We start from the raw sequence: 21,082 nt of genomic DNA on the forward strand, positions 1-21,082 counted from the left end.
CATATTGTTGCAGGGATGCTGAATATCGAGATGGTTTGCTTGTGGTCAACGCGCAAGCTCCCGGACAATGCATGTCAGTCATGTCATTGACGCGGGGCCGCGCGCCCCGCGTTCCGGGTCGGTCGCATCGAAGTGCTTCGAACTGCACAACGATGGTGTCCGAACCGGTTAATCCACCGGGCGGCGTGAATGCATCGCATTGGCTTTGCCCGGCGGCAGCAGTTTCGAATCGCAAAGGGGGAATCAGATGCATCGGATCATCATCGTAGGCGGAGGCGCGGGCGGCCTGGAACTGGCGACGCGGCTCGGCGACCGTTACGGCGCGCGCGGCAATCGTCCCGCGCGTGCGCTTGTCACGCTCGTCGACCGCAATCCGACCCACATCTGGAAACCGCTGCTGCACGAGGTTGCGGCCGGCAGCATGGACCCGTTCACGCAGGAGCTCGAATACGCGGCGCAGGCGCGCTGGCACGGCTTCGAGTTTCAGCAGGGCGAGCTGACCGGGCTCGACCGCACGGCGAAGCGCGTCACGTTGTCGCCCCTCAACGACAGCGACGGCGCGGAACTGCTGCCGGCGCGCGAGCTGGAATACGACACGCTCGTGATCGCGATCGGCAGTACGACCCACTTCTTCGGCGTGCAGGGCGCACCGGAAAACGCGATCGCGCTCGATACGGTCGGGGAGGCCGAGCGCTTCCGCAAGCGGCTGATCGCCGCGTGCATGCGCGCCGAACACCAGGCGCCTGCGCCGACCGCCCCGGGCGAAACGGCCGAGCCGCGCATCCAGGTCGTGATCGTCGGCGGCGGCGCGACGGGCGTCGAGTTGTCCGCGGAACTGCGCAACACGGCGCAGGTGCTGTCCGTGTACGGGCTGCACAAGCTCGATCCGCGCCACGACGTCGGCATCGTGCTGATCGAATCGGGACCGCGGATCCTGCCGGCATTGCAGGAACGCGTGTCGACCGCGACGGCCGAACTGCTCGAGAAGCTGGGCGTGCGATTGATGCTCGGCGAGCGCGTGACCGAGGTCGCGCCGGGGTTCGTGCATACCGCGAGCGGCAAGGCGGTGCGTGCGGACCTGACGGTCTGGGCGGCCGGCATCAAGGCGCCGTCGGTGCTGTCGCATCTCGACGGCCTGCAGGTCAACAAGCTCGGCCAGCTCGACGTGCGCCGCACGCTACAGACCTTCACCGACGACAACGTGTTCGCGCTCGGCGACTGCGCGGCGTGCGTGTGGCCTGGCAACGAACGCAACGTGCCGCCGCGCGCGCAGGCTGCGCACCAGCAGGCGAGCTTCCTGCTGAAGGCGATCGGCTGCCGGCTCGAAGGGCGTCCGCTGCCCGAGTTCACGTACAAGGATTTCGGCTCGCTCGTGTCGCTCGGCCACTTCAGCGCGGTCGGCAACCTGATGGGCGGGCTGATCGGCGGCAACATGCTGATCGAAGGGCTGTTCGCGCGTTTCATGTACATGTCGCTGTACCGGCTGCACATCGCGGCGCTGCACGGCTATCCGCGGATGATCCTCGACACGGTCGCGCACTGGCTGCGGCGCACGACGCTGCCGCGCGTCAAGCTGCACTGATCGCGCGTTCGCGCGGGGCGGGCGGGTAGCGTGCGCGTCGCGCAGGTTCCCCGCCCGTTGTTTTTGCAGGAGGCGACGGCATCGCCCGCGGGATTTTCTTTTCAATCGGCAAGCATCCGGCGAGTCGCGATGGCCGGCAGGCGACGGGCCGGGCGATGATCCGACAGGCCACCAGCGGGCTTGTGCGTGGGGATCGAGGCGGTCGACGCAACACGTCGTAATCGAGTCTTACACATCTGACAGTTGACGCGACAACGGATTATTGGGCATCTTGTCCGGGTTTCCGTCCGCGGCGGGGGTGCCCACCGCCGCGACGTCCGCGCCGTGCGCCGGCGCGATGCTCCGTCATACGCATCCGGAATCGTGACGGCGGCGCCCAATCGAGGAGTGCATTCATGTTGAAACCCGAAGTCGACAGCCTGGTCCCCCACGTTCCGTTCTCGCGCCGCAAGTTCATGCAGGCCGCGCTGGGCGGCACCTTCGCGGCGGCCGTGCTGCCCGTTTCGGCGCAGACGGTCACGACCGACAGCGCCGGGCTGGACGTCGACACCGTCGAGATCCGCTCGGGCGACGCGAGCGTGCCGGCTTATCGCGCGCAACCGGCCGACAAGACGAACCTGCCGGTCGTGATCGTGATCCACGAGATCTTCGGCGTGCACGCGCATATCGCCGACGTCTGCCGCCGTTTCGCGAAGCTCGGTTATCTTGCGATCGCGCCCGACCTGTTCGCGCGGCAGGGCAATGCGGCGAAGTATCCGACGATGAAGGAGCTGTACGACCACATCATCAGCAAGGTGCCGGACCGCCAGGTCACCGAGGATCTCGATGCGACGGTGGCGTGGGCCGGCAAGAACGGCGGCGACCTGACGCGTCTCGGCGTGACGGGCTTCTGCTGGGGCGGGCGCCAGGCGTGGCTCTATGCCGAGCACGATCCGCACGTGCGCGCGGCCGTTGCATGGTATGGCTTCGTCGAGGGCAAGACCGACGAGATGACGCCGTTCAACCCGGTCGATCATGCGTCGTCGCTGAAGGTGCCGGTACTCGGTCTGTACGGCGAGAAGGATACGAACATCACGCAGGCGTCGCTCGCGGACATGCGCAAGGCGATCCAGGCGAGCGACTCGAAGCTCGCGCGCGAATCGGAGATCGTCGTGTATCCGGATGCCGGTCACGCGTTCTTCGCCGACTACCGGCCGAGCTACGTCAAGGGCGATGCCGAGGACGGCTGGAAGCGCGCGATCGCGTGGTTCCACAAGTACGGCGTGATGTAAACGAGCAGCGGCGGCCCATGCCGCCGCTTCGTCACTGCTGCGTGACGCCGGTGCTTACGGCGTCGGGCCGGTGGCGATCGGCCGCGACGGATCGGCGCTCCATTCGCTCCACGAGCCCGGGTACAGCGATGCGCCGTGCAGCCCCGCCACCTCCATCGCCAGCGCGTTGTGGCACGCGGTCACGCCGGAGCCGCATTGCAGGATCACGCGGTTCGGCTCGGTGCCGGCCAGTACGGTCGAGAACGCTTCGCGCAATTCATGGCCGGTCTTGAAGCGGCCGTCGGCATTCAGGTTGTCCTTGAAGAAGCGGTTGCGCGCGCCGGGGATGTGGCCGCCGACACGATCGATCGTTTCGTTTTCGCCGCGGTAGCGGTCCGGTGCGCGCGCATCGATCACGACGCGCGTGGGCGACGTCACGTTCGCGAGCACGGCTGCCGCGTCGACCGTCGATTCGAGCGGCGCTGCCGCGCGGAAATCGCCGGCGGCCGGTTGCGGCACGTCGGCCGTCAGCGGCTGGCCCGCTGCTTCCCAGGCCTGCAGGCCGCCGTCGAGCACGGCGACCGAATCGTGGCCGAGCCAGCGTAGCAGCCACCACAGGCGCGCCGCATACGCGCCGCCTTGCGCGTCGTATGCGACTACCTGCTGGCCTTGCTTGACGCCGCGGCTGGCGAGCAGCGTGGCGAATGCGTCGCGGGTCGGCAGCGGATGGCGGCCGTTGGTGCCGGTCTTGCGGCCCGACAGGTCGCGGTCGAGATGAAGGTAGTGTGCGCCGGGGAGGTGGCCGGCCGCATAGGCCGCTTCGCCTGCGCCGGGATCGGCGAGATCGAAGCGGCAGTCGAACAGGACGACGCTGCCGGGCGCCGCGGCCAGGCGCTCGGCGAGGTTGGCGGCGGAGATGAGCGTGGTGTAATGAGTGTGTGGCATGACGACTCCCTGGAGTGCAATTGGCCTGACACTCCAAGTCTAAACAAAAAAAGACGGGCCGAAGCCCGTCTTTTCGTCTGCCGGATACCATGCGGCGTCAAGGCGCCGCACCGGCCGTCAGAGGTCGCCGAGGTGGCGGCGCAGGAATTCGTGGAAGTGCTGCATGCCGTCTTCCATCGGGCTCTGGTACGGGCCGACCTGCGACTCGCCGCGTGCCATCAGCGCACGGCGGCCTGCGTCCATCCGCATGGCGATCTCGTCGTCCTCGACGGCCGTTTCCATATAGGCGGCGCGCTCGGCCTCGACGAATTCGCGTTCGAACAGCGCGATTTCCTCGGGGTAATAGAACTCGACGATGTTGGTCGTCTTCTGCGGGCCGCGCGGGATCAGCCACGACACGACGAGCACGTGCGGGTACCACTCGATCATCAGGCCCGGGTAGTAGACCATCCAGATCGCGCCGAACTCCGGCGGCACGCCGTTGCGGAACTTCAGCACCTGCTCGTGCCATTTCTGGTAAGTCGCGCTGCCCGGTTTCGCGAGCGCGTTGTGCACGCCGACCGTCTGCACGCTGTACCAGTCGCCGAACTCCCACTTGAGGTCGTCGCACGACACGAAGCTGCCGAGACCCGGGTGGAACGGGACGACGTGGTAATCCTCGAGGTAGACCTCGATGAACGTCTTCCAGTTGTAATCGCACTCGTGCACTTCGACGTGATCGAAGTGGTACTCGGAGAAGTCGAAGTGATGCTTGGTGCCGAGGTGGGCAAGATCGCGCGCGACGTTGCGGCCTTCGGCCTCGAACAGCAGCCCCTGCCAGTTTTGCAGCGGGCTCTTGCCGAGGTTCAGGCACGGCTTGTCGGGGAAGTGCGGTGCGCCGAGCAACTCGCCTTCCAGGTCGTACGTCCAGCGGTGCAGCGGGCACACGATGTTCTGCGTGCGGCCGCGCCCGTTGAGCATGATCGCCTGACGGTGGCGGCAGACGTTCGACAGCAGTTCGATCTGGTTCGTCTGGTTGCGGACCAGCACGCGGCCTTCCTGCTCGGACGGCAGCGCGAAATAATCCCCCGCCTCGGGCACCATCAATTCGTGCCCGACGTAACGAGGTCCTTTCTTGAAGAGGGTTTCGATCTCGCGCTCGAGTAGCGCCTCATCGAAATATGCAGTGACTGGAAGCTGGCTGTGGGCCGACTTCAACTGAAGCGCATCGCTCAGATTGGACATTCCCACTCCCGGTGTTAGCGTGAAAGCAGTGAACAACCCAACCATCGAAAAATCGATTTAGGGAAACGGGGAATTATACCCGGTTCGCCTCGCAAGGCTAGGATTAAGTGCCTGATTTGTGTCAATTTTTTGTCGGGCGACCCGCGGGAGGCGCACAATGTGCGTCGGAGATGGGGCCGGAATATGTACCGGGGTGCCCACGACGGCAGGTCGGAAAATTCTCTTTTGCCGTAGAATGTCCGACTTGTTTTGAAATTTGACACCTCGTCCATGGCGAAAACCGCATCCCCAGGCGCCACGCCGCCCGGCAATGGCACCGAACCGTTGCCGGACAATTACGAGATGGCGCTCGCGGAACTCGAGACGCTGGTTGCCCGGATGGAAGGCGGCGCGTTGAGCCTCGAGGATTCACTGACGGCATACCGCCGCGGTGCGGCCCTCGTTGCGTTTTGCCAACAGCAGCTCGAGAAAGTGGAGCAGCAGGTTCGCGTGCTCGACGGCGCGACGCTGAAGCCGCTTTCGTCCGGAACGGCCGCCACGGACGGCGAAGACGACGATCTATGACATTCGAACAATGGATGCGGTCCGTGCTTGACCGTGTCGAGAACGCACTCGGCCACTATCTGCCCGCCGATACCGCGATGCCCGCGAAACTTCACGAGGCGATGCGCTACGCGGTCCTCGGTGGCGGCAAGCGGGTTCGTCCGCTGCTGTGCCATGCAGCAGGCGAACTGACCGGCGCGACGGAAGCGGCACGCAATGCGGCGGCGGCGGCGCTGGAGATGATCCACGTCTATTCGCTCGTGCACGACGACATGCCGTGCATGGACGACGATGCGTTGCGCCGCGGCAAGCCGACCGTGCACGTGCAGTACGACGAGCCGACGGCCCTGCTGGTCGGCGACGCGCTGCAGTCGCAGGCGTTCGTCGCGCTGACCGACGCCGAGGCGCTGTCGCCGGTGCAGCAGGCCGCGCTCGTGCGTGAACTGGCGCTTGCGAGCGGCTCGATCGGCATGGCGGGCGGGCAGGCGATCGACCTGGCGAGCGTCGGCCTCAAGCTGACGCGCGAACAGCTCGAAACGATGCACCGGATGAAGACCGGCGCACTGCTGCGCGCGGCCGTGCGGATGGGCGCGCTGGCCGGCGAGACGCCGTCGGCGGAAACGATGGCCGCGCTCGACGTCTATGCGGGGGCCGTGGGTCTGGCCTTCCAGGTCGTCGACGACATTCTCGACGTCACGACCGATTCGGCGACGCTCGGCAAGACGGCCGGCAAGGACGCGGCGAACGACAAGCCGACCTACGTATCGATCCTCGGCCTCGAGGCGTCGCGCGAGCTGGCAGCGCAGCTGCGCGCCGAAGCGCACGACGCGCTGAAACCGTTCGGCGCACGCGCACAGCGTCTCGCCGAACTTGCCGACCTGGTAGTGAACCGGGTCAGCTGACGCGAAAGCCCGCCGCCGCGCACACGCTACGGTGCGTGCAATAGAATGCGGGCGCGTTTGATTTCCTACAATGGAACGACGATGTACGACTTGCTGAAAACCATCGACGACCCGGCGGATTTGCGCCGCCTCGATCGTCGCCAACTGCAACCGCTCGCGGATGAACTGCGTGCGTTCGTGCTCGACAGCGTGTCGAAGACGGGCGGCCATTTGTCGTCCAACCTCGGGACGGTCGAGCTGACGATCGCGTTGCACTACGTGTTCAACACGCCGAACGATCGCATCGTCTGGGACGTGGGCCACCAGACCTACCCGCACAAGATCCTGACGGGCCGCCGCGACCAGATGCATTCGCTGCGTCAGCAGGACGGCATCTCGGGCTTCCCGCGCCGCAGCGAATCCGAATACGACACGTTCGGCACCGCGCACTCGAGCACGTCGATCTCGGCCGCGCTGGGCATGGCGATCGGCAGCCAGCTGAACGGCGACGACCGCTTCTCGATCGCCGTGATCGGCGATGGCGCGATGACGGCCGGCATGGCGTTCGAGGCGATGAACAACGCGGGCGTGTCGGAAGACGCGAAGGTGCTCGTGATCCTGAACGACAACGACATGTCGATCTCGCCGCCGGTCGGCGCGCTGAATCGTCATCTCGCCCGCCTGATGTCGGGCCGCTTCTATGCGGCCGCGCGTGCCGGTGTCGAGCGCGTGCTGAGCGTGGCGCCGCCGGTGCTCGAACTCGCGCGCAAGCTCGAGGAGCACGCGAAGGGCATGGTCGTGCCGGCCACGCTGTTCGAGGAGTTCGGCTTCAACTACATCGGCCCGATCGACGGTCACGATCTCGATTCGCTGATCCCGACGCTGCAGAACATCCGCGAACTGCGCGGCCCGCAGTTCCTGCACGTGGTGACGAAGAAAGGCCAGGGCTACAAGCTCGCCGAAGCCGATCCCGTGCTCTATCACGGTCCCGGCAAGTTCAACCCGGCCGAAGGCATCAAGCCGTCGACCACGCCCGCGAAGAAGACCTACACGCAGGTGTTCGGCGAATGGCTGTGCGATGAAGCCGAGCGCGATACGCGCGTCGTCGGCATCACGCCCGCGATGCGCGAAGGCTCGGGCATGGTCGAGTTCGAGAAGCGTTTCAAGGATCGCTACTACGACGTCGGCATCGCCGAGCAGCACGCGGTGACGTTCGCGGGCGGCCTCGCAACCGAAGGGCTGAAGCCGGTCGTCGCGATCTATTCGACGTTCCTGCAACGGGCATACGACCAGCTGATTCACGACGTCGCGCTGCAGAACCTGCCGGTCGTGTTCGCGATCGACCGCGCGGGCCTCGTCGGCGCGGACGGCGCGACGCACGCGGGTGCGTACGATCTCGCGTTCATGCGCTGCATCCCGAACATGACGATCATGGCGGCATCCGACGAGAACGAATGCCGCCAGATGCTGCACACGGCGCTGCAGCAGCCGAACCCGACCGCGGTGCGTTATCCGCGCGGCGCGGGCACCGGGGTGGCGACGGTGAAGGAATTCACCGAGATCCCGGTCGGCAAGGGCGAAGTGCGTCGCCGCACGTCGCAGCCGGAAGGCAAGCGCGTCGCGATCCTCGCATTCGGCACGATGGTCGCACCGTCGCTGGCGGCGGGCGAGGAGCTCGACGCAACGGTCGCGAACATGCGCTTCGTGAAGCCGGTCGACGCGGCGCTCGTGCGCGAGCTCGCCGAAACGCACGACTACCTCGTCACGGTCGAGGAAGGTTGCGTGATGGGGGGCGCGGGCTCGGCCTGCGTGGAAGCCCTGATGGAGAGTGGGGTTATCCGACCCGTACTACAATTGGGCCTCCCTGACCTGTTCATCGATCACGGCGATCCCGCGAAGCTGCTGTCGCAATGCGGCCTCGACGGCGCGGGCATCGCGAAATCGATTCGCGAACGCTTTCTGAGCCCGGCGGCCGATGTCGCCGGTCAGGCGAAGCGCGTCGCATAAGCTGGCGCCGCCCGCGGGCGGTGCCGGTGCGACTGGCGCAACCGGTCTTCATTGATGCGGAAAACATGGGCCTGCGGGCCCATGTTGCTTTTCCGGCTGCCGCATGACGCGGCGTGCGCGTCGTCGGACGCGCGGCTTACAAGGATTGAACAAGATGAACCAGATGAATCCCGCCTTCGTGATGCCCGACGTGCAGAGCACGGTGGATACCCGTCAGATCCCGATTCAGCGCGTGGGCGTGAAGGCGGTCCGGCATCCGTTGACGGTGTGCACCGAAAGCGGCGACGTGCAGCCGACCGTCGGTGTCTGGAACCTCGACGTCCGCCTGCCTGCCGACCAGAAAGGCACGCACATGTCGCGCTTCGTCGCGCTGCTCGAAGAGAACCGCGCGCCGCTGACGGTCGAGCGTTTCCGCGCGATGCTCGCGTCGATGCTCGAGAAGCTCGAAGCCGAAGCCGGCCGCATCGAGGTCACGTTCCCGTACTTCGTGAACAAGACGGCGCCGGTGTCGGGCGTGCAGAGCCTGCTCGACTACGAAGTGACGCTCGCGGGCGAAAGCCGCAACGGCGACACGCGCCTGTTCCTGAAGGTGCTCGTGCCAGTGACGAGCCTGTGCCCGTGCTCGAAGAAGATCTCGCAGTACGGCGCGCACAACCAGCGCTCGCACGTGACGATCGATGCGGAGCTTGCAGCCGACCTGCCGGTCGAGGCGCTGATCCGTATCGCGGAAGAAGAGGCGTCGTGCGAACTGTGGGGCCTGTTGAAGCGTCCGGACGAGAAGTTCGTTACCGAGCGCGCCTACGAGAATCCGAAGTTCGTCGAGGATCTCGTGCGCGACGTCGCGCAGCGTCTCGATGCGGACGAGCGCGTGGCCGCCTACGTGCTCGAGGCCGAGAACTTCGAGTCGATCCACAATCACAGCGCGTACGCGCTGATCGAGCGCGACAAACGTCAGGCTGCATGACGCCGCGTCTTTTTGTCGCGCCATGAAGAAGGCCGCTCGAACGAGCGGCCTTTTTGCTGTGTTGCGTGCGGTGTCGCGTTGCGGGGAGTCAGCGGGCGAGCGACGCGAGATCCCAGCGCGGCTTCACCGTGAATGCGTAGTCCGCATTCGCCTGCTCGGGCCAGCGGCCGAGCCGCAGTGCGCCCGCGAGCGCGATCATCGCGCCGTTGTCGGTGCAGAGCGCGAGATCGGGGTAGTGCACGTCGAAGCCGCGCTTGGCCGCGGCGGCCGACAATGCCGCACGCAACTGGCGGTTCGCGCCGACGCCGCCCGCGACCACGAGGCGCTTGAGTCGGGTCTGCTTCAGCGCGGCGAGCGACTTCGCAACGAGCACGTCGACGGCCGCGTCGACGAAGCCGCGCGCAAGATCGGCTTTCGCGCGCTCGAGTGCTTCGCCTTCCAGCTTCGCCGCCTCGAACTTCTTCATCTGCGTGAGCACGGCAGTCTTCAGGCCGCTGAAGCTGAAGTCGAGATCGCCCGAATGCAGCATCGGGCGCGGCAGCACGACCGCGCCCGGCGTGCCCGTCTCGGCGAGCTTCGACACTTCCGGGCCGCCCGGGTAGCCGAGGCCGATCAGCTTCGCCGTCTTGTCGAACGCTTCGCCGGCCGCGTCGTCGAGCGTTTCGCCGAGCGTCTCGTACACGCCGACGTCGGTCACGCGCATCAGCTGCGTGTGGCCGCCGGATACCAGCAGCGCGATGAACGGAAACGGCGGCGGCGCGTCGACGAGCAGCGGCGACAGCAGGTGGCCTTCGAGGTGATGGATGCCGACGGTCGGCTTGTTCCATGCGAGGGCGAGCGCATTCGCGATGCTCGCGCCGACCAGCAGCGCGCCGGCGAGGCCGGGGCCCTGCGTGAACGCGATCGCATCGATGTCGTCGCGGCGCGTGCCGCTTTGCGCCATCACTTCCTCGAGCAGCGGCAGCGCGCGGCGGATGTGGTCGCGCGACGCGAGCTCGGGCACGACGCCGCCGTAGTCGCGGTGCATCGCGATCTGCGAATGGAGCGCGTGCGCGAGCAGGCCGCGCTGCGTGTCGTAGAGCGCGAGGCCGGTTTCGTCGCAGGAGCTTTCGATGCCGAGAACGAGCATGGGTGCGGGCAGGGCGCGCGGTGTCGGGCGCGCCGCGGGAAGGTCAACGTAACCGGAAAGTATAGCAGGCGAGGGCCGGCCGGCGCAGGCGGCGGCCCGGGCCCGATGCCGGGCAGGTACAATCCGCGCCATGGAAACCTATGACATCGCCGTGATCGGCGCGGGCGCCGCCGGGATGATGAGCGCCGCGGTCGCCGGGCAGCTCGGCCGCCGCGTCGTGCTGATCGATCACGCGCCGCGGCTCGCCGAGAAGATCCGCATCTCGGGCGGCGGCCGCTGCAACTTCACGAACCTGTACGCCGGCCCCGACAACTATCTGTCGTCGAATCCGCATTTCGCGCGCTCGGCGCTGGCGCGCTATACGCCGCGCGACTTCCTCGGGCTGCTCAAGCGCCATCACGTGACCTGGCACGAAAAGCACAAGGGCCAGCTCTTCTGCGACCACGGCAGCGACGCGATCATCGACGTGCTGAAGCACGAGTGCGACGCGGGCGGCATCGCGTGGCGCCGGCCCGTCGTCGTCGATGCGGTGCGCCACGCGCCGGCCGACGGCTTCGTGCTCGACACGCAGCAGGCCGGCGCGATCGGTGCGCGCGCCCTGATCGTCGCGACGGGCGGCCTGTCGATTCCGAAGATCGGCGCGACCGACTTCGGCTACCGGCTGGCGAAGCAGTTCGGCCACAAGCTCGTCGATACGCGGCCCGCGCTCGTGCCGCTGACGTTCGCGCCGCAGGACTGGGAGCCGTTCGCGGCGCTGTCGGGCGTGTCGCTCGAGGTACGCGTGTCGACCGGCGACAGGAAGCGCGGCGGCGAATTCGTCGAGGATCTGCTGCTGACCCATCGCGGCCTGTCCGGGCCCGGCATCCTGCAGATCTCGAGCTACTGGCAGCCCGGCGACCCGATCCGCGTCGACCTGCTGCCGCAGCGCGACTCGGTGGCCGACCTGCTCGACGCGAAGCGCACGTCGAAGCGCCAGATCGGTTCGCTGCTCGCCGACTGGGTGCCGTCGCGTCTCGCCCATGCGTGGCTCGATACGCATCGCGTCGCGGCCGACGCGCGGCTCGCGGACCTGCCCGACCGGACGCTGCGCCAGATCGGCGAGGCGCTGTCCGGCTGGACGCTGACGCCGAACGGCACCGAGGGCTACAAGAAGGCCGAAGTGACGAAGGGCGGGGTCGATACGCGCGAGCTGTCGTCGGCGACGATGATGAGCGCGCGGGTGCCGGGGCTCTATTTCGTCGGCGAGGCGGTGGACGTGACGGGCTGGCTCGGCGGCTACAACTTCCAGTGGGCATGGGCGTCCGGCACGGCGGCCGGGCAAGCGGCGGCGGAGTATTCGCGCGCCGCCTGACGGGCCGCGGCGGCCCGTTCAAGCGGGACCAGGCCCCGTGCCTTTAGGCAATCGCTCTGCTATACTCGGTAGTCTTTCCCTGCAAACCTTTATTCGTGTCGGATCATGACGATCATTCGCGTTAAAGAGAACGAGCCGTTCGAAGTTGCAATGCGTCGCTTCAAGCGCACGATCGAGAAGAATGGTCTGCTGACCGAGCTTCGCGCGCGCGAGTTTTACGAGAAGCCGACCGCGGAGCGCAAGCGCAAGAAGGCCGCTGCGGTGAAGCGTCATTACAAGCGGATTCGCAGCCAGACGCTGCCGAAGAAGCTGTACTGAACGATTGGGCGCCGCGCGGTTCGCTGAGCGGCGCACCGGCGACTCCGTGCGATCGGGTGCGATCGCACAGCCGATCAGGCGGCGAGTCGCCGATGCCGGATTCGAGCAACCCGCTTGAGACACTGTCCCAAGCGGGTTTTTGTGTTGACGCCCGTTCACGGGCGTCGGATTCACGTTTCCATCCCGGGTGAAAGATGAGTTTGAAAGAGCAGATCAGCGAAGACATGAAGGCCGCGATGCGCGCGAAGGAAAGCGAGCGCCTGGCGACGATTCGCCTGCTGATGGCCGCGATCAAGCAGCGTGAGGTCGATGATCGCGTGACGCTCGACGACGCGGGCATCACGGCCGTGATCGACAAGATGATCAAGCAGCGCAAGGATTCGATCAGCCAGTTCCAGGCCGCCGGCCGCGACGACCTCGTCGCGAAGGAGCAGGCCGAGCTGACCGTGCTGGGCGGTTACATGCCCGCGCAACTGTCGGACGCCGAAGTGGCGGCCGAAGTCCAGGCGGCGGTCGCGCAAACCGGCGCAGCCGGTCCGCAGGACATGGGCAAGGTGATGGGCGTGCTGAAAGGCAAGCTCGCCGGTCGTGCCGACATGACGGCCGTTTCCGCGCAGGTCAAGGCCGCGCTCACGAAGTAAAACCCGTTCCCGGCGCGCCCAGCGATGCGTGCGCCGGGCGTCGTATTGTCTTTTTTCGTTCGATCCCACGGTGATTCCGCATTCGTTCCTGCAGGACTTGCTGAACCGCGTCGATATCGTCGACGTGGTGGGTCGGTACGTGCAGCTCAAGAAGGGCGGCGCCAACTTCATGGGGTTGTGCCCGTTCCATAACGAGAAGAGCCCGTCGTTTACCGTCAGCCCGACCAAGCAGTTCTATCACTGCTTCGGTTGCGGCGCGCACGGCACGGCAATCGGCTTCCTGATGGAGCACGCGGGGCTCACGTTCCCGGAAGCCGTGCAGGAACTCGCGCAGTCCGTCGGGCTGACCGTGCCGCACGAGCCATCGATGCGCGGCGGAGGCGGGGGCGGGGGCGGTGGCGGCGACTATCCGGCGCCGGTGTCGAAATCGGTCGCGACCGCGCTGTCCGATGCGATGACGGCCGCGTGCGACTACTACCGCAAGCAGTTGCGCGGTGCGACCGTCGCGATCCAGTACCTGAAGAACCGGGGCCTGACCGGCGAGATCGCCGCGCGTTTCGGCCTCGGCTACGCGCCGGACGGCTGGCAGAACCTCGAAGCCGCGTTCCCGGACTATCGCGACGAGTCGCTCGTCGAGTCGGGGCTCGTGATCGTCAGCGAGAAGGCCGACGCGCAGGGCGTCGCGCGCCGCTACGACCGGTTCCGCGAGCGGATCATGTTCCCGATCCGCAACGTGAAGGGACAGGTGATCGGCTTCGGCGGCCGCGTGCTCGGCAGCGGCGAACCGAAATACCTGAACTCCCCCGAAACGCCGCTGTTCAACAAGGGCAGCGAACTGTACGGGTTGTTCGAGGCGCGGCTCGCGATTCGCGAGCGCAAGTACGTGCTGGTCGTCGAAGGCTACATGGACGTCGTCGCGCTCGCGCAGCTCGGGTTCCCGAACGCGGTCGCGACGCTCGGCACCGCGTGCACGCCGATTCACGTGCAGAAGCTGCTGCGCCAGACCGACACGGTCATTTTCAGTTTCGACGGCGATTCGGCCGGGCGGCGGGCGGCGCGGCGCGCGCTCGAGGCCTGCCTGCCGCATGCGGGCGACAACCGCACGATCCGGTTCCTTTTTCTGCCGACCGAGCACGATCCGGACAGCTATGTGCGCGAGTTCGGCGCCGAAGCGTTCTCCGAGCAGGTCGAGCGCGCGATGCCGCTGTCACAATTTCTGTTGAACGAAGCAATTTCGGGCAAGGCGCTCGATCAGCCGGAAGGCCGCGCGAAGGCGCTGTTCGATGCGAAGCCGCTGCTGCAGGCGCTGCCCGCGAACGCATTGCGCGCGCAGATCATGCACATGTTCGCGGACCGCCTCGATATTCCGTTCGAAGAGGTCGCGGCGCTGTCCGACGTCGATACGCGGATCGCGGCGCCGCCGCGCCAGGCGCCCGCGCGCAGCGAGCGGCGCCGCGTGACGGACAGCGAAAAGCGCGCACTGCGCACGCTGGTGATGCATCCGCGCATCGCGTCGCAGCTCGACGACGAGCAGATTGCGACCCTGCGCACCTTGCCGCGCATCGGCGAGCTGTTCGCGGAAGTCGTCGACCATGCGCGCGCGCTGGGCGACGGCGCGGAGTTCCGGTTGCTGTCGGATGTCCTGCGGACGTCCTCGAACGGGGCGACTTACGAGGAAATCTTCCGCGAAATTCTGGACTATGATGAAAACGTCCGCGATTTGCTGTTACAGAATCCGGCAGACGAGACGGTGCCCGAGCGGCAGCGTGAGCAGGAACGGATCGCGGGGGAGGAGCTGCAGGCGGCGGTGCTCAAGATGCGTTATGACGCCTGCTGCGACCGGCTTGACCGGCTGGCGCGGCAATCCACCTTCACACCCGAGGAGTTGGCCGAATTGACGGAATTGAACCAGCAGCGAACCGACATGAAACGTCGGCTCGGGCTGTAGGCGGCCGGGGCGCTTAGAGAGGGCTCCCCAGCGTGCTATAATATAAGGTTTCCAGCGGTTTGTTTTCTAAGCAGAGGCGAGATTCGCGATGGCAAAGACGACAGGCGGAAAGAAAGCAACAGGCAAGGGCTCGACGGAGCCGACCAAGAAGGTCACAGCGGCCAAGTCTGCTTCTTCCTCCAGGACAACGTCTTCAGCCACGTCAGCCCCAGCAGGAAAGAAAACCGCGGCCGGCACTGCTCAGGCTGCGCCGGCACCGGCAGCCAGAACACGGGCTGCCGCGAGACCCGACTCCGGGCCGGCCAAGCCGGCGGCGAAGCGGGCAAGTGCGAAAAGCGCAAGGGACACGACTGCCGACGCGGACGAAACGGCAGTACGTACTACTCATGCGCCCACGGTTCAACCGGCTGTCGTCCAGCAGCCGCGAGTCGATATAGCCGGTACGGCGAACTCCATGACCAAAAAGCTGAACGAAGTATCCGTCGAAGACGACGCAAATCAGAGCGACGAGCAGCCCGCCGCAGCCGCGGCTGCTCCGGGCAAATCCAAGGTGCGCGATCGTCGCGCCAAGGAAAAGGCGCTGCTGAAGGAAGCGTTCGCGACGAGCACGCCGGGCACGGCCGAGGAGCTCGAAGAGCGCCGCGTGAAACTGCGCGCGCTGATCAAGCTCGGCAAGGAGCGCGGCTTCCTGACGTACGCCGAAATCAACGACCACCTGCCGGACAACTTCACCGAGACCGAAGCCCTCGAAGGCATCATCGGCACGTTCAACGACATGGGCGTGGCGGTTTACGAGCAGGCGCCGGACGCGGAAACGCTGCTCCTGAACGACAACGCACCCGCTGCGTCGTCGGACGATGAAGTCGAGGAGGAAGCGGAAGTCGCGCTGTCCACCGTCGATTCGGAATTCGGCCGCACGACCGATCCGGTCCGGATGTACATGCGCGAAATGGGCACGGTCGAGCTGCTCACGCGCGAAGGCGAAATCGAGATCGCGAAGCGGATCGAGGACGGCCTGCGCCACATGGTGATGGCCATCTCCGCGTGCCCGACGACGATCGCCGACATCCTCGCGATGGCCGAACGCGTCGCGAACGAAGAGATCCGCGTCGACGAACTCGTCGACGGCCTGCTCGATCCGAATGCGTCGGACTCCGCCGATACCGACGGTTTCTCCGCGAAGGAAGCCGAAGCGATCGAGAACGAGGACGAGGAAGCCGAAGAGGAAGAGGAAGAAGAGGAAGAGGAGGAAGACGACGGTGCCGCGCAGGCATCGGCGAACGCCGCCCAGCTCGAAGCCCTCAAGCGCGCATCGCTCGAGAAGTTCTCGCAGATCAGCGAGTGGTTCGACAAGATGCGCCGCGCGTTCGAAAAGGAAGGCTACAAGTCGAAGGCCTACCTGAAGGCGCAGGAAACGATCCAGACCGAACTGATGACGATCCGCTTCACCGCGCGTACCGTCGAGCGCCTGTGCGACACGCTGCGTGCGCAGGTGGACGAAGTGCGTCAGGTCGAACGTCAGATCCTGCACATCGTCGTCGACAAGTGCGGCATGCCGCGCTCGGAATTCATCGCACGCTTCCCGGGCAACGAGACCGATCTCGACTGGGCCGAGAAGATCACCGCCGAAGGCCATTCGTACAGCGCGGTGCTGTCGCGTAACGTCCCGGCGATCCGCGAACAGCAGCAGCGCCTGCTCGACCTGCAGGCGCGTGTCGTGCTGCCGCTGAAGGACCTGAAGGAAACCAACCGCCAGATGGCGGCCGGCGAACTGAAGGCGCGCCAGGCGAAGCGCGAAATGACCGAGGCGAACCTGCGTCTCGTGATCTCGATCGCGAAGAAGTACACGAACCGCGGCCTGCAGTTCCTCGACCTGATCCAGGAAGGCAACATCGGCCTGATGAAGGCGGTGGACAAGTTCGAATACCGTCGTGGCTACAAGTTCTCGACCTACGCGACGTGGTGGATCCGTCAGGCCATCACGCGTTCGATCGCGGACCAGGCGCGCACGATCCGTATTCCGGTTCACATGATCGAAACGATCAACAAGATGAACCGCATCTCGCGGCAGATCCTGCAGGAAACCGGTCTCGAGCCGGATCCGGCAACGCTCGCCGAGAAGATGGAGATGCCGGAAGACAAGATCCGCAAGATCATGAAGATCGCGAAGGAGCCGATCTCGATGGAAACGCCGATCGGCGACGACGACGATTCCCATCTCGGCGACTTCATCGAGGACAACAACACGGTCGCGCCGGCGGATGCAGCGCTGCATGCCAGCATGCGCGACGTCGTGAAGGATGTGCTCGATTCGCTGACGCCGCGCGAGGCGAAGGTGCTGCGGATGCGTTTCGGTATCGAGATGAGCACCGACCACACGCTCGAGGAAGTCGGCAAGCAGTTCGACGTCACCCGCGAGCGGATCCGTCAGATCGAGGCCAAGGCGCTGCGCAAGCTGCGTCACCCGAGCCGTTCCGACAAGCTGAAGTCGTTCCTCGAAGGGAACTGATTTCCAGCGTCTCTCCTGCGAACGCCGCCGGCATCCGCGTGATGCCGGTGGCGTTTGTCTCCTTTGTTGTTACAATGCCGGCCCGGCTTCGTTGCCGGGGTCGCGTGTAGCACGCGTCGTCATTCACCAGGGCTTGTAGCTCAGCGGTTAGAGCAGTCGACTCATAATCGATTGGTCGCGGGTTCGAACCCCGCCGGGCCCACCAGATTCGCTTCCAACGTTGTCCGAGGAAGTCTCGAAACCCGCGATGCCATAAGGCTTCGCGGGTTTTTTGTTTCCTGCGGTGTCCAGGGGATTCCATGGACAGTGACAGGGCAAGCGAGGGCGGCAGGTGGACTTTTCCCGTTATCTGTTGCCCCCGGACCTGTGCCAGCTTCGCGAATCGCCGTGAGTCCGGTGCGGCCATGCTCGGCGCCCGAGCGACGGCTATCGGACGATAGGGCCGTCCGTGGCGCAACGGATTGGCCCCGAGGCGGCGCCTAGAAATCCGAGCGCACCGTCAACATCACGTTGCGCGCGTCGCCGAATACGCTGTAATAGGTGCTGGGCGGACGAATGTAGTACCTGCGATTGAACACGTTATTCAATTGCAGCGACGCCGTCACGTGCTTGTTGAAACGATATCCCGCTTGTGCGTCGAAAACCGCATAGCCACCCTGTTCGACGCCCCGCGAAATACGCGTTTGCGCGAGCATGCCGCCCCCGATCGAGAATCCGCGTAACGGGCCTTGCGAGAGCGTATATCGGGTCCACAGCTTGAACAGATGCTTCGGATCCGTGCCGTCGGTGAGATCGGGCGAGTCGTTCTCGTAGTGGGCGTTCAGATACGTGTAGCCAGCATAGAGATTCCAGTCCGGCGTCGGCTGGCCGGTGAGTTCGAGTTCGATACCCTGATTGCGTGCCTTGCCTGCGGATACGTAATAGAACTGATGGGCAGGATCGGCAACGGCGCGGTTGTCGTCGTTGATGCGGAACAGCGCGGCGTTCGCATTCAGGCGGCCATCGAGCAGGCTGCTTTTCATGCCCACTTCATACTGCTCTCCCGAGCGCGGCGGCAGGCCCGGCCCCGAGTACGTGCCTTGCGTTTGCGCATCGAGGAAACGCGCATAGTTGGCATAGGCCGTCAGCGACGGCGCGATGTCCCACAGCAAGCCGGCGGACGGCAGGAAGCGATGATTGACCTGCGCGTTGGTCGTCCAGTCCGCGACGCTCGGCAACGTCGACTGCGTGCGGTCTTGCAGGAACGCCTCGCGGCCGCCGAGCACGAGTGTCAACGGCGCGGCGAGCTTGATGCGCGCCTGCGCATAGACGCCGTATTGCACGGTGCGGTGATTGGTGCCGAACGTGTACGGTACGTCCACGGCGGGTACCGCATTGGGATCGTAGAGACTGTAGGCGCCCCCGTACGGGCCGCTCAACGCGCGGTAACCCGACTGCGCGCCCGAGGTCATCACCGCGTAGTTCGCGCCGATGGTCAGCGTATGCGTTTGCCCCCAGAGGCGGACCGGGCCGGACACATTGGTGTCCGCGCCGAACCAGTCGTAGCTCGTGCGCTGCCGCTGGTCTCCGAAACGCGCGAGGCCGTTTGCGGTCGCGCCGGGGCCGGAGTACGCGTAGTAGGCCTTGGAGAGTTCGTGGCGGTAGAACAGCGTGGTCGAGGATTGCCACGCGCTTTCGAACCGATGCACGAGGTTGGCGTTGACCTCTTGCAACGAGGTGTACGCGTAGTTCCAGCTCGGGCTGAAGTTCCGCGTATATTCGCTCGGCACGCGCCCGGTGAGCGCGGTACGTGTGCTGTTCAGCACGCCGCCCGCACCGTAATCGATGCCGGAAATCGGCGAGACCTGATAGCCGCCCGAGAGCGACAGCGTCGTGCGCGGCGTGAGGTCCCAATCGAGCGCGCCGTAGGCCATCGCCTCCTTGCTGCGCGTGCGCTCGATGGATTGCGGACCGGTGCTGCCCACGAGAACGGCACGTCCGCGCAGCGTGCCGTCCTTGTTCAGCGGCCCGGTGACGTCGATCATCTGGCGCACGCTGCCGAACGAATCGACCTGTGTTTCCGTGGCGAGGTGGAACTGATCCTGAGGGCGCTTGCGCACGAGATTGACGACGCCGCCCGGCTCGCCCATGCCATCGATCGAGCCTGCCGGGCCGCGCAGGATTTCGACGCGGTCGTACATCGCCAGATCGAATTGCAACTGGTACTGCAGGCCGCTCAGTGTCGGGACCCCGTCGAATTCAATGCCGAGCTGCGAGCCGCGCGCGCGGAAGTACGCGGTACCGTCGCCGTAGTCGATCGAACTGACGCCGGTCACGGAGCGCAACGCCTGCTGGATGGTCGTGATGTTCTGGTCGTCCATCCGCTCGCGCGTGAGCACCGAGACCGAGTTCGGCGTCTCCTTGATCGATTGCGCGACCTTTCCGCCGATGGTGGCCCACTTTGCAGCGTAGCTGCCGCTGCCTTCGGTGGTCGCATCGGCGTCCCTTGTGCCCACCACCGTCAAGGCGGGCAGCATGTCGCCGGCCGGGGCCGGCGTGCCTTGCGCGTGCGCCCACGAGGAGGCGAGGCACAGCGCCGAAAAGGCGAGCGGGGCACCGCTGCATCGCCCCGTCGTCGCGCGCCGTGCGCGCGGGTGGTCTATTCTCGTTGTCATGGTTGATCATCCCGATGTTGAAAAATGTCGAACTGCTTCCTCCCGCCAGCGGCGGGTTGAAAAATGGGGGGGACGATCGTTATCGACGGGCATCTGAGAGCCTCGTCTATCTGTAAATCAATGCACTACTGAATAACTTCCGGACCGACATCGTGGTCGATCCCGCGACCCGTGACGCAATTACCGCCGCAACCCGCGCAGCATCACGAGCGCGACGAGCCACGGTCCGCCGAGCAGCGTGGCGACGAGGCCGGTCGCGATTTCCTGCGGAAAAGCGATCTGCCGCCCGAGCCAGTCCGCCGTCACCATCAGCAGCGCGCCGAGCGTTGCGGCCAGATAAAGCTGCGGCACGGGGCGGCGCGCACCGGAAAACCGAGCGATATGCGGCGCGATCAGCCCGACGAACGACAACGGCCCGACAATCACGGTAGCCGCCGCCGTTGACATGGCCGCCAGCAGCAGCAACGCGAAGCGCGCGCGACCCACGGGCACGCCGACGCTTGCCGCGACGTCGGTGCCGAGCGCAAGAGCGGCGAGCCAGCGTCCGGTCAGCGGTGCAACGGCGAGCGTCAGGAGCGCCAGTGCCGCGACGCTCCAGGCGATGTCGGGCGCGACGTAGTAGGTGGATCCGATCAGCAGATCGACGAGCACGCCCGCGCGCGGATCGCCGCTTGACATCAGCGCGCCGACTACCGCGTTGAACAGCGCACTGATCGACAGCCCGACGAGCAGCAGGCGCTCGGGCGCGAATCGCGCGCGCCGTCCGAACCAGACGAGCAGCACCAACGTCGCGAACGTGCCGGCCACGCACCCTGCCACCAGTGCGGCGGGAACAAGGTGGTGACTGAGAAACAGTACGGCAACCATGCCGAACATGCCGCCGGAACCCACGCCGAGCACGTCGGGACTTGCCATCGGATTCGCGCTCATGCGTTGCAGCAGTGTTCCCGCGACGGCGAGCAGAGCGCCCGCCGCCAGCGCCGCGACGAGGTGGGGTACGCGCCAGAACAGCAGGCTTTCGATTTGCGTGAGCGTGGCGACGCTCGCGCCGGCGGGGCCGCGAGAGACCGCCAGCGACAGCACGCATGCGAGCGGTAGCAGCATGACCCACGCCAGCGCCATCGCGCGAGGCGCGC

At 66.0% G+C, this 21,082-nt stretch carries 16 protein-coding genes and 1 tRNA gene; 12 read left to right on the forward strand and 5 right to left on the reverse strand.

Annotated features, from left to right (window positions below; genetic code table 11):
* The first annotated feature begins 247 nt into the window (after nt 1–247).
* Nucleotides 248–1,582, forward strand: a complete 1,335-nt coding sequence (locus tag HWX00_RS10155; RefSeq protein ID WP_049036581.1) for an NAD(P)/FAD-dependent oxidoreductase — start codon at nt 248–250, stop codon at nt 1,580–1,582.
* Nucleotides 1,583–1,977: 395 nt separating this feature from the next.
* Complete coding sequence (locus tag HWX00_RS10160; RefSeq protein ID WP_034185735.1) at nt 1,978–2,853, forward strand: dienelactone hydrolase family protein; 876 nt, start codon at nt 1,978–1,980, stop codon at nt 2,851–2,853.
* 54 nt (nt 2,854–2,907) lie between these two features.
* On the opposite strand, the gene HWX00_RS10165 is transcribed toward HWX00_RS10160, so the two are convergent.
* Both HWX00_RS10165 and HWX00_RS10170 read right to left on the reverse strand, forming a co-directional pair.
* Nucleotides 2,908–3,777 (reverse strand): sulfurtransferase, encoded by an 870-nt coding sequence (locus tag HWX00_RS10165; RefSeq protein ID WP_034185736.1) that lies wholly within the window; start codon nt 3,775–3,777, stop codon nt 2,908–2,910.
* Between the two features lie 117 nt (nt 3,778–3,894).
* Nucleotides 3,895–5,001 carry an aromatic ring-hydroxylating oxygenase subunit alpha gene (locus tag HWX00_RS10170; RefSeq protein WP_034185737.1) on the reverse strand — a complete coding sequence of 369 codons (1,107 nt, stop codon included), beginning with the start codon at nt 4,999–5,001 and terminating at the stop codon, nt 3,895–3,897.
* Between the two features lie 270 nt (nt 5,002–5,271).
* Between HWX00_RS10170 and HWX00_RS10175 the strand changes: the two genes are divergently transcribed.
* The 4 genes from HWX00_RS10175 (at nt 5,272) to folE2 (ending at nt 9,396) form a co-directional block, all read left to right on the forward strand.
* Nucleotides 5,272–5,565 carry an exodeoxyribonuclease VII small subunit gene (locus HWX00_RS10175; protein WP_034185738.1) on the forward strand — a complete coding sequence of 98 codons (294 nt, stop codon included), beginning with the start codon at nt 5,272–5,274 and terminating at the stop codon, nt 5,563–5,565.
* Entirely contained in the window at nt 5,562–6,446 is an 885-nt protein-coding gene (locus HWX00_RS10180; RefSeq protein ID WP_034185739.1) for a polyprenyl synthetase family protein, read from the forward strand. The genes HWX00_RS10175 and HWX00_RS10180 overlap by 4 nt, the downstream gene beginning before the upstream one ends.
* 81 nt (nt 6,447–6,527) lie before the next feature.
* Nucleotides 6,528–8,432 carry a 1-deoxy-D-xylulose-5-phosphate synthase gene (dxs, locus tag HWX00_RS10185; protein ID WP_034185740.1) on the forward strand — a complete coding sequence of 635 codons (1,905 nt, stop codon included), beginning with the start codon at nt 6,528–6,530 and terminating at the stop codon, nt 8,430–8,432.
* Nucleotides 8,433–8,586: 154 nt separating this feature from the next.
* A complete protein-coding gene (folE2, locus tag HWX00_RS10190) occupies nt 8,587–9,396 on the forward strand; it encodes a GTP cyclohydrolase FolE2 (RefSeq protein ID WP_011355803.1) in 810 nt (269 codons plus the stop codon).
* Between the two features lie 88 nt (nt 9,397–9,484).
* Here folE2 and tsaD read toward each other — a convergent pair whose 3' ends face one another.
* Nucleotides 9,485–10,525: a tRNA (adenosine(37)-N6)-threonylcarbamoyltransferase complex transferase subunit TsaD gene (gene tsaD / locus HWX00_RS10195; RefSeq protein WP_034185741.1), complete on the reverse strand. Its 1,041-nt coding sequence runs from the start codon at nt 10,523–10,525 to the stop codon at nt 9,485–9,487.
* A 130-nt stretch (nt 10,526–10,655) separates the two neighbouring features.
* Here tsaD and HWX00_RS10200 point away from each other — a divergent pair, with 130 nt between their 5' ends.
* The 6 genes from HWX00_RS10200 (at nt 10,656) to HWX00_RS10225 (ending at nt 17,497) form a co-directional block, all read left to right on the forward strand.
* A complete protein-coding gene (locus HWX00_RS10200) occupies nt 10,656–11,876 on the forward strand; it encodes a BaiN/RdsA family NAD(P)/FAD-dependent oxidoreductase (RefSeq protein WP_059558409.1) in 1,221 nt (406 codons plus the stop codon).
* 105 nt (nt 11,877–11,981) lie between these two features.
* Nucleotides 11,982–12,194 carry a 30S ribosomal protein S21 gene (gene rpsU / locus HWX00_RS10205; protein ID WP_006479415.1) on the forward strand — a complete coding sequence of 71 codons (213 nt, stop codon included), beginning with the start codon at nt 11,982–11,984 and terminating at the stop codon, nt 12,192–12,194.
* Between the two features lie 194 nt (nt 12,195–12,388).
* Nucleotides 12,389–12,835, forward strand: coding sequence for a GatB/YqeY domain-containing protein (locus HWX00_RS10210; protein WP_006479409.1), 447 nt, complete (start codon nt 12,389–12,391; stop codon nt 12,833–12,835).
* Between the two features lie 70 nt (nt 12,836–12,905).
* Nucleotides 12,906–14,783, forward strand: coding sequence for a DNA primase (gene dnaG, locus HWX00_RS10215; protein WP_175028178.1), 1,878 nt, complete (start codon nt 12,906–12,908; stop codon nt 14,781–14,783).
* Between the two features lie 88 nt (nt 14,784–14,871).
* A complete protein-coding gene (rpoD, locus tag HWX00_RS10220) occupies nt 14,872–17,292 on the forward strand; it encodes an RNA polymerase sigma factor RpoD (RefSeq protein ID WP_080287699.1) in 2,421 nt (806 codons plus the stop codon).
* A 129-nt stretch (nt 17,293–17,421) separates the two neighbouring features.
* Nucleotides 17,422–17,497 (forward strand) — tRNA-Ile (locus HWX00_RS10225).
* Nucleotides 17,498–17,771: 274 nt separating this feature from the next.
* Here HWX00_RS10225 and HWX00_RS10230 read toward each other — a convergent pair.
* Together HWX00_RS10230 and HWX00_RS36755 are read right to left on the reverse strand one after the other, a co-directional pair.
* Entirely contained in the window at nt 17,772–19,946 is a 2,175-nt protein-coding gene (locus tag HWX00_RS10230) for a TonB-dependent siderophore receptor (RefSeq protein WP_175028177.1), read from the reverse strand.
* Between the two features lie 180 nt (nt 19,947–20,126).
* On the reverse strand, nt 20,127–21,050 hold the full coding sequence (locus HWX00_RS36755) for an iron chelate uptake ABC transporter family permease subunit (RefSeq protein ID WP_244131158.1): 924 nt from the start codon (nt 21,048–21,050) through the stop codon (nt 20,127–20,129).
* Nucleotides 21,051–21,082 lie beyond the last annotated feature (32 nt).

The sequence above is a fragment of the Burkholderia seminalis DSM 23518 genome (genome assembly GCF_902832885.1).
GTDB classification, from domain to species: domain Bacteria; phylum Pseudomonadota; class Gammaproteobacteria; order Burkholderiales; family Burkholderiaceae; genus Burkholderia; species Burkholderia seminalis.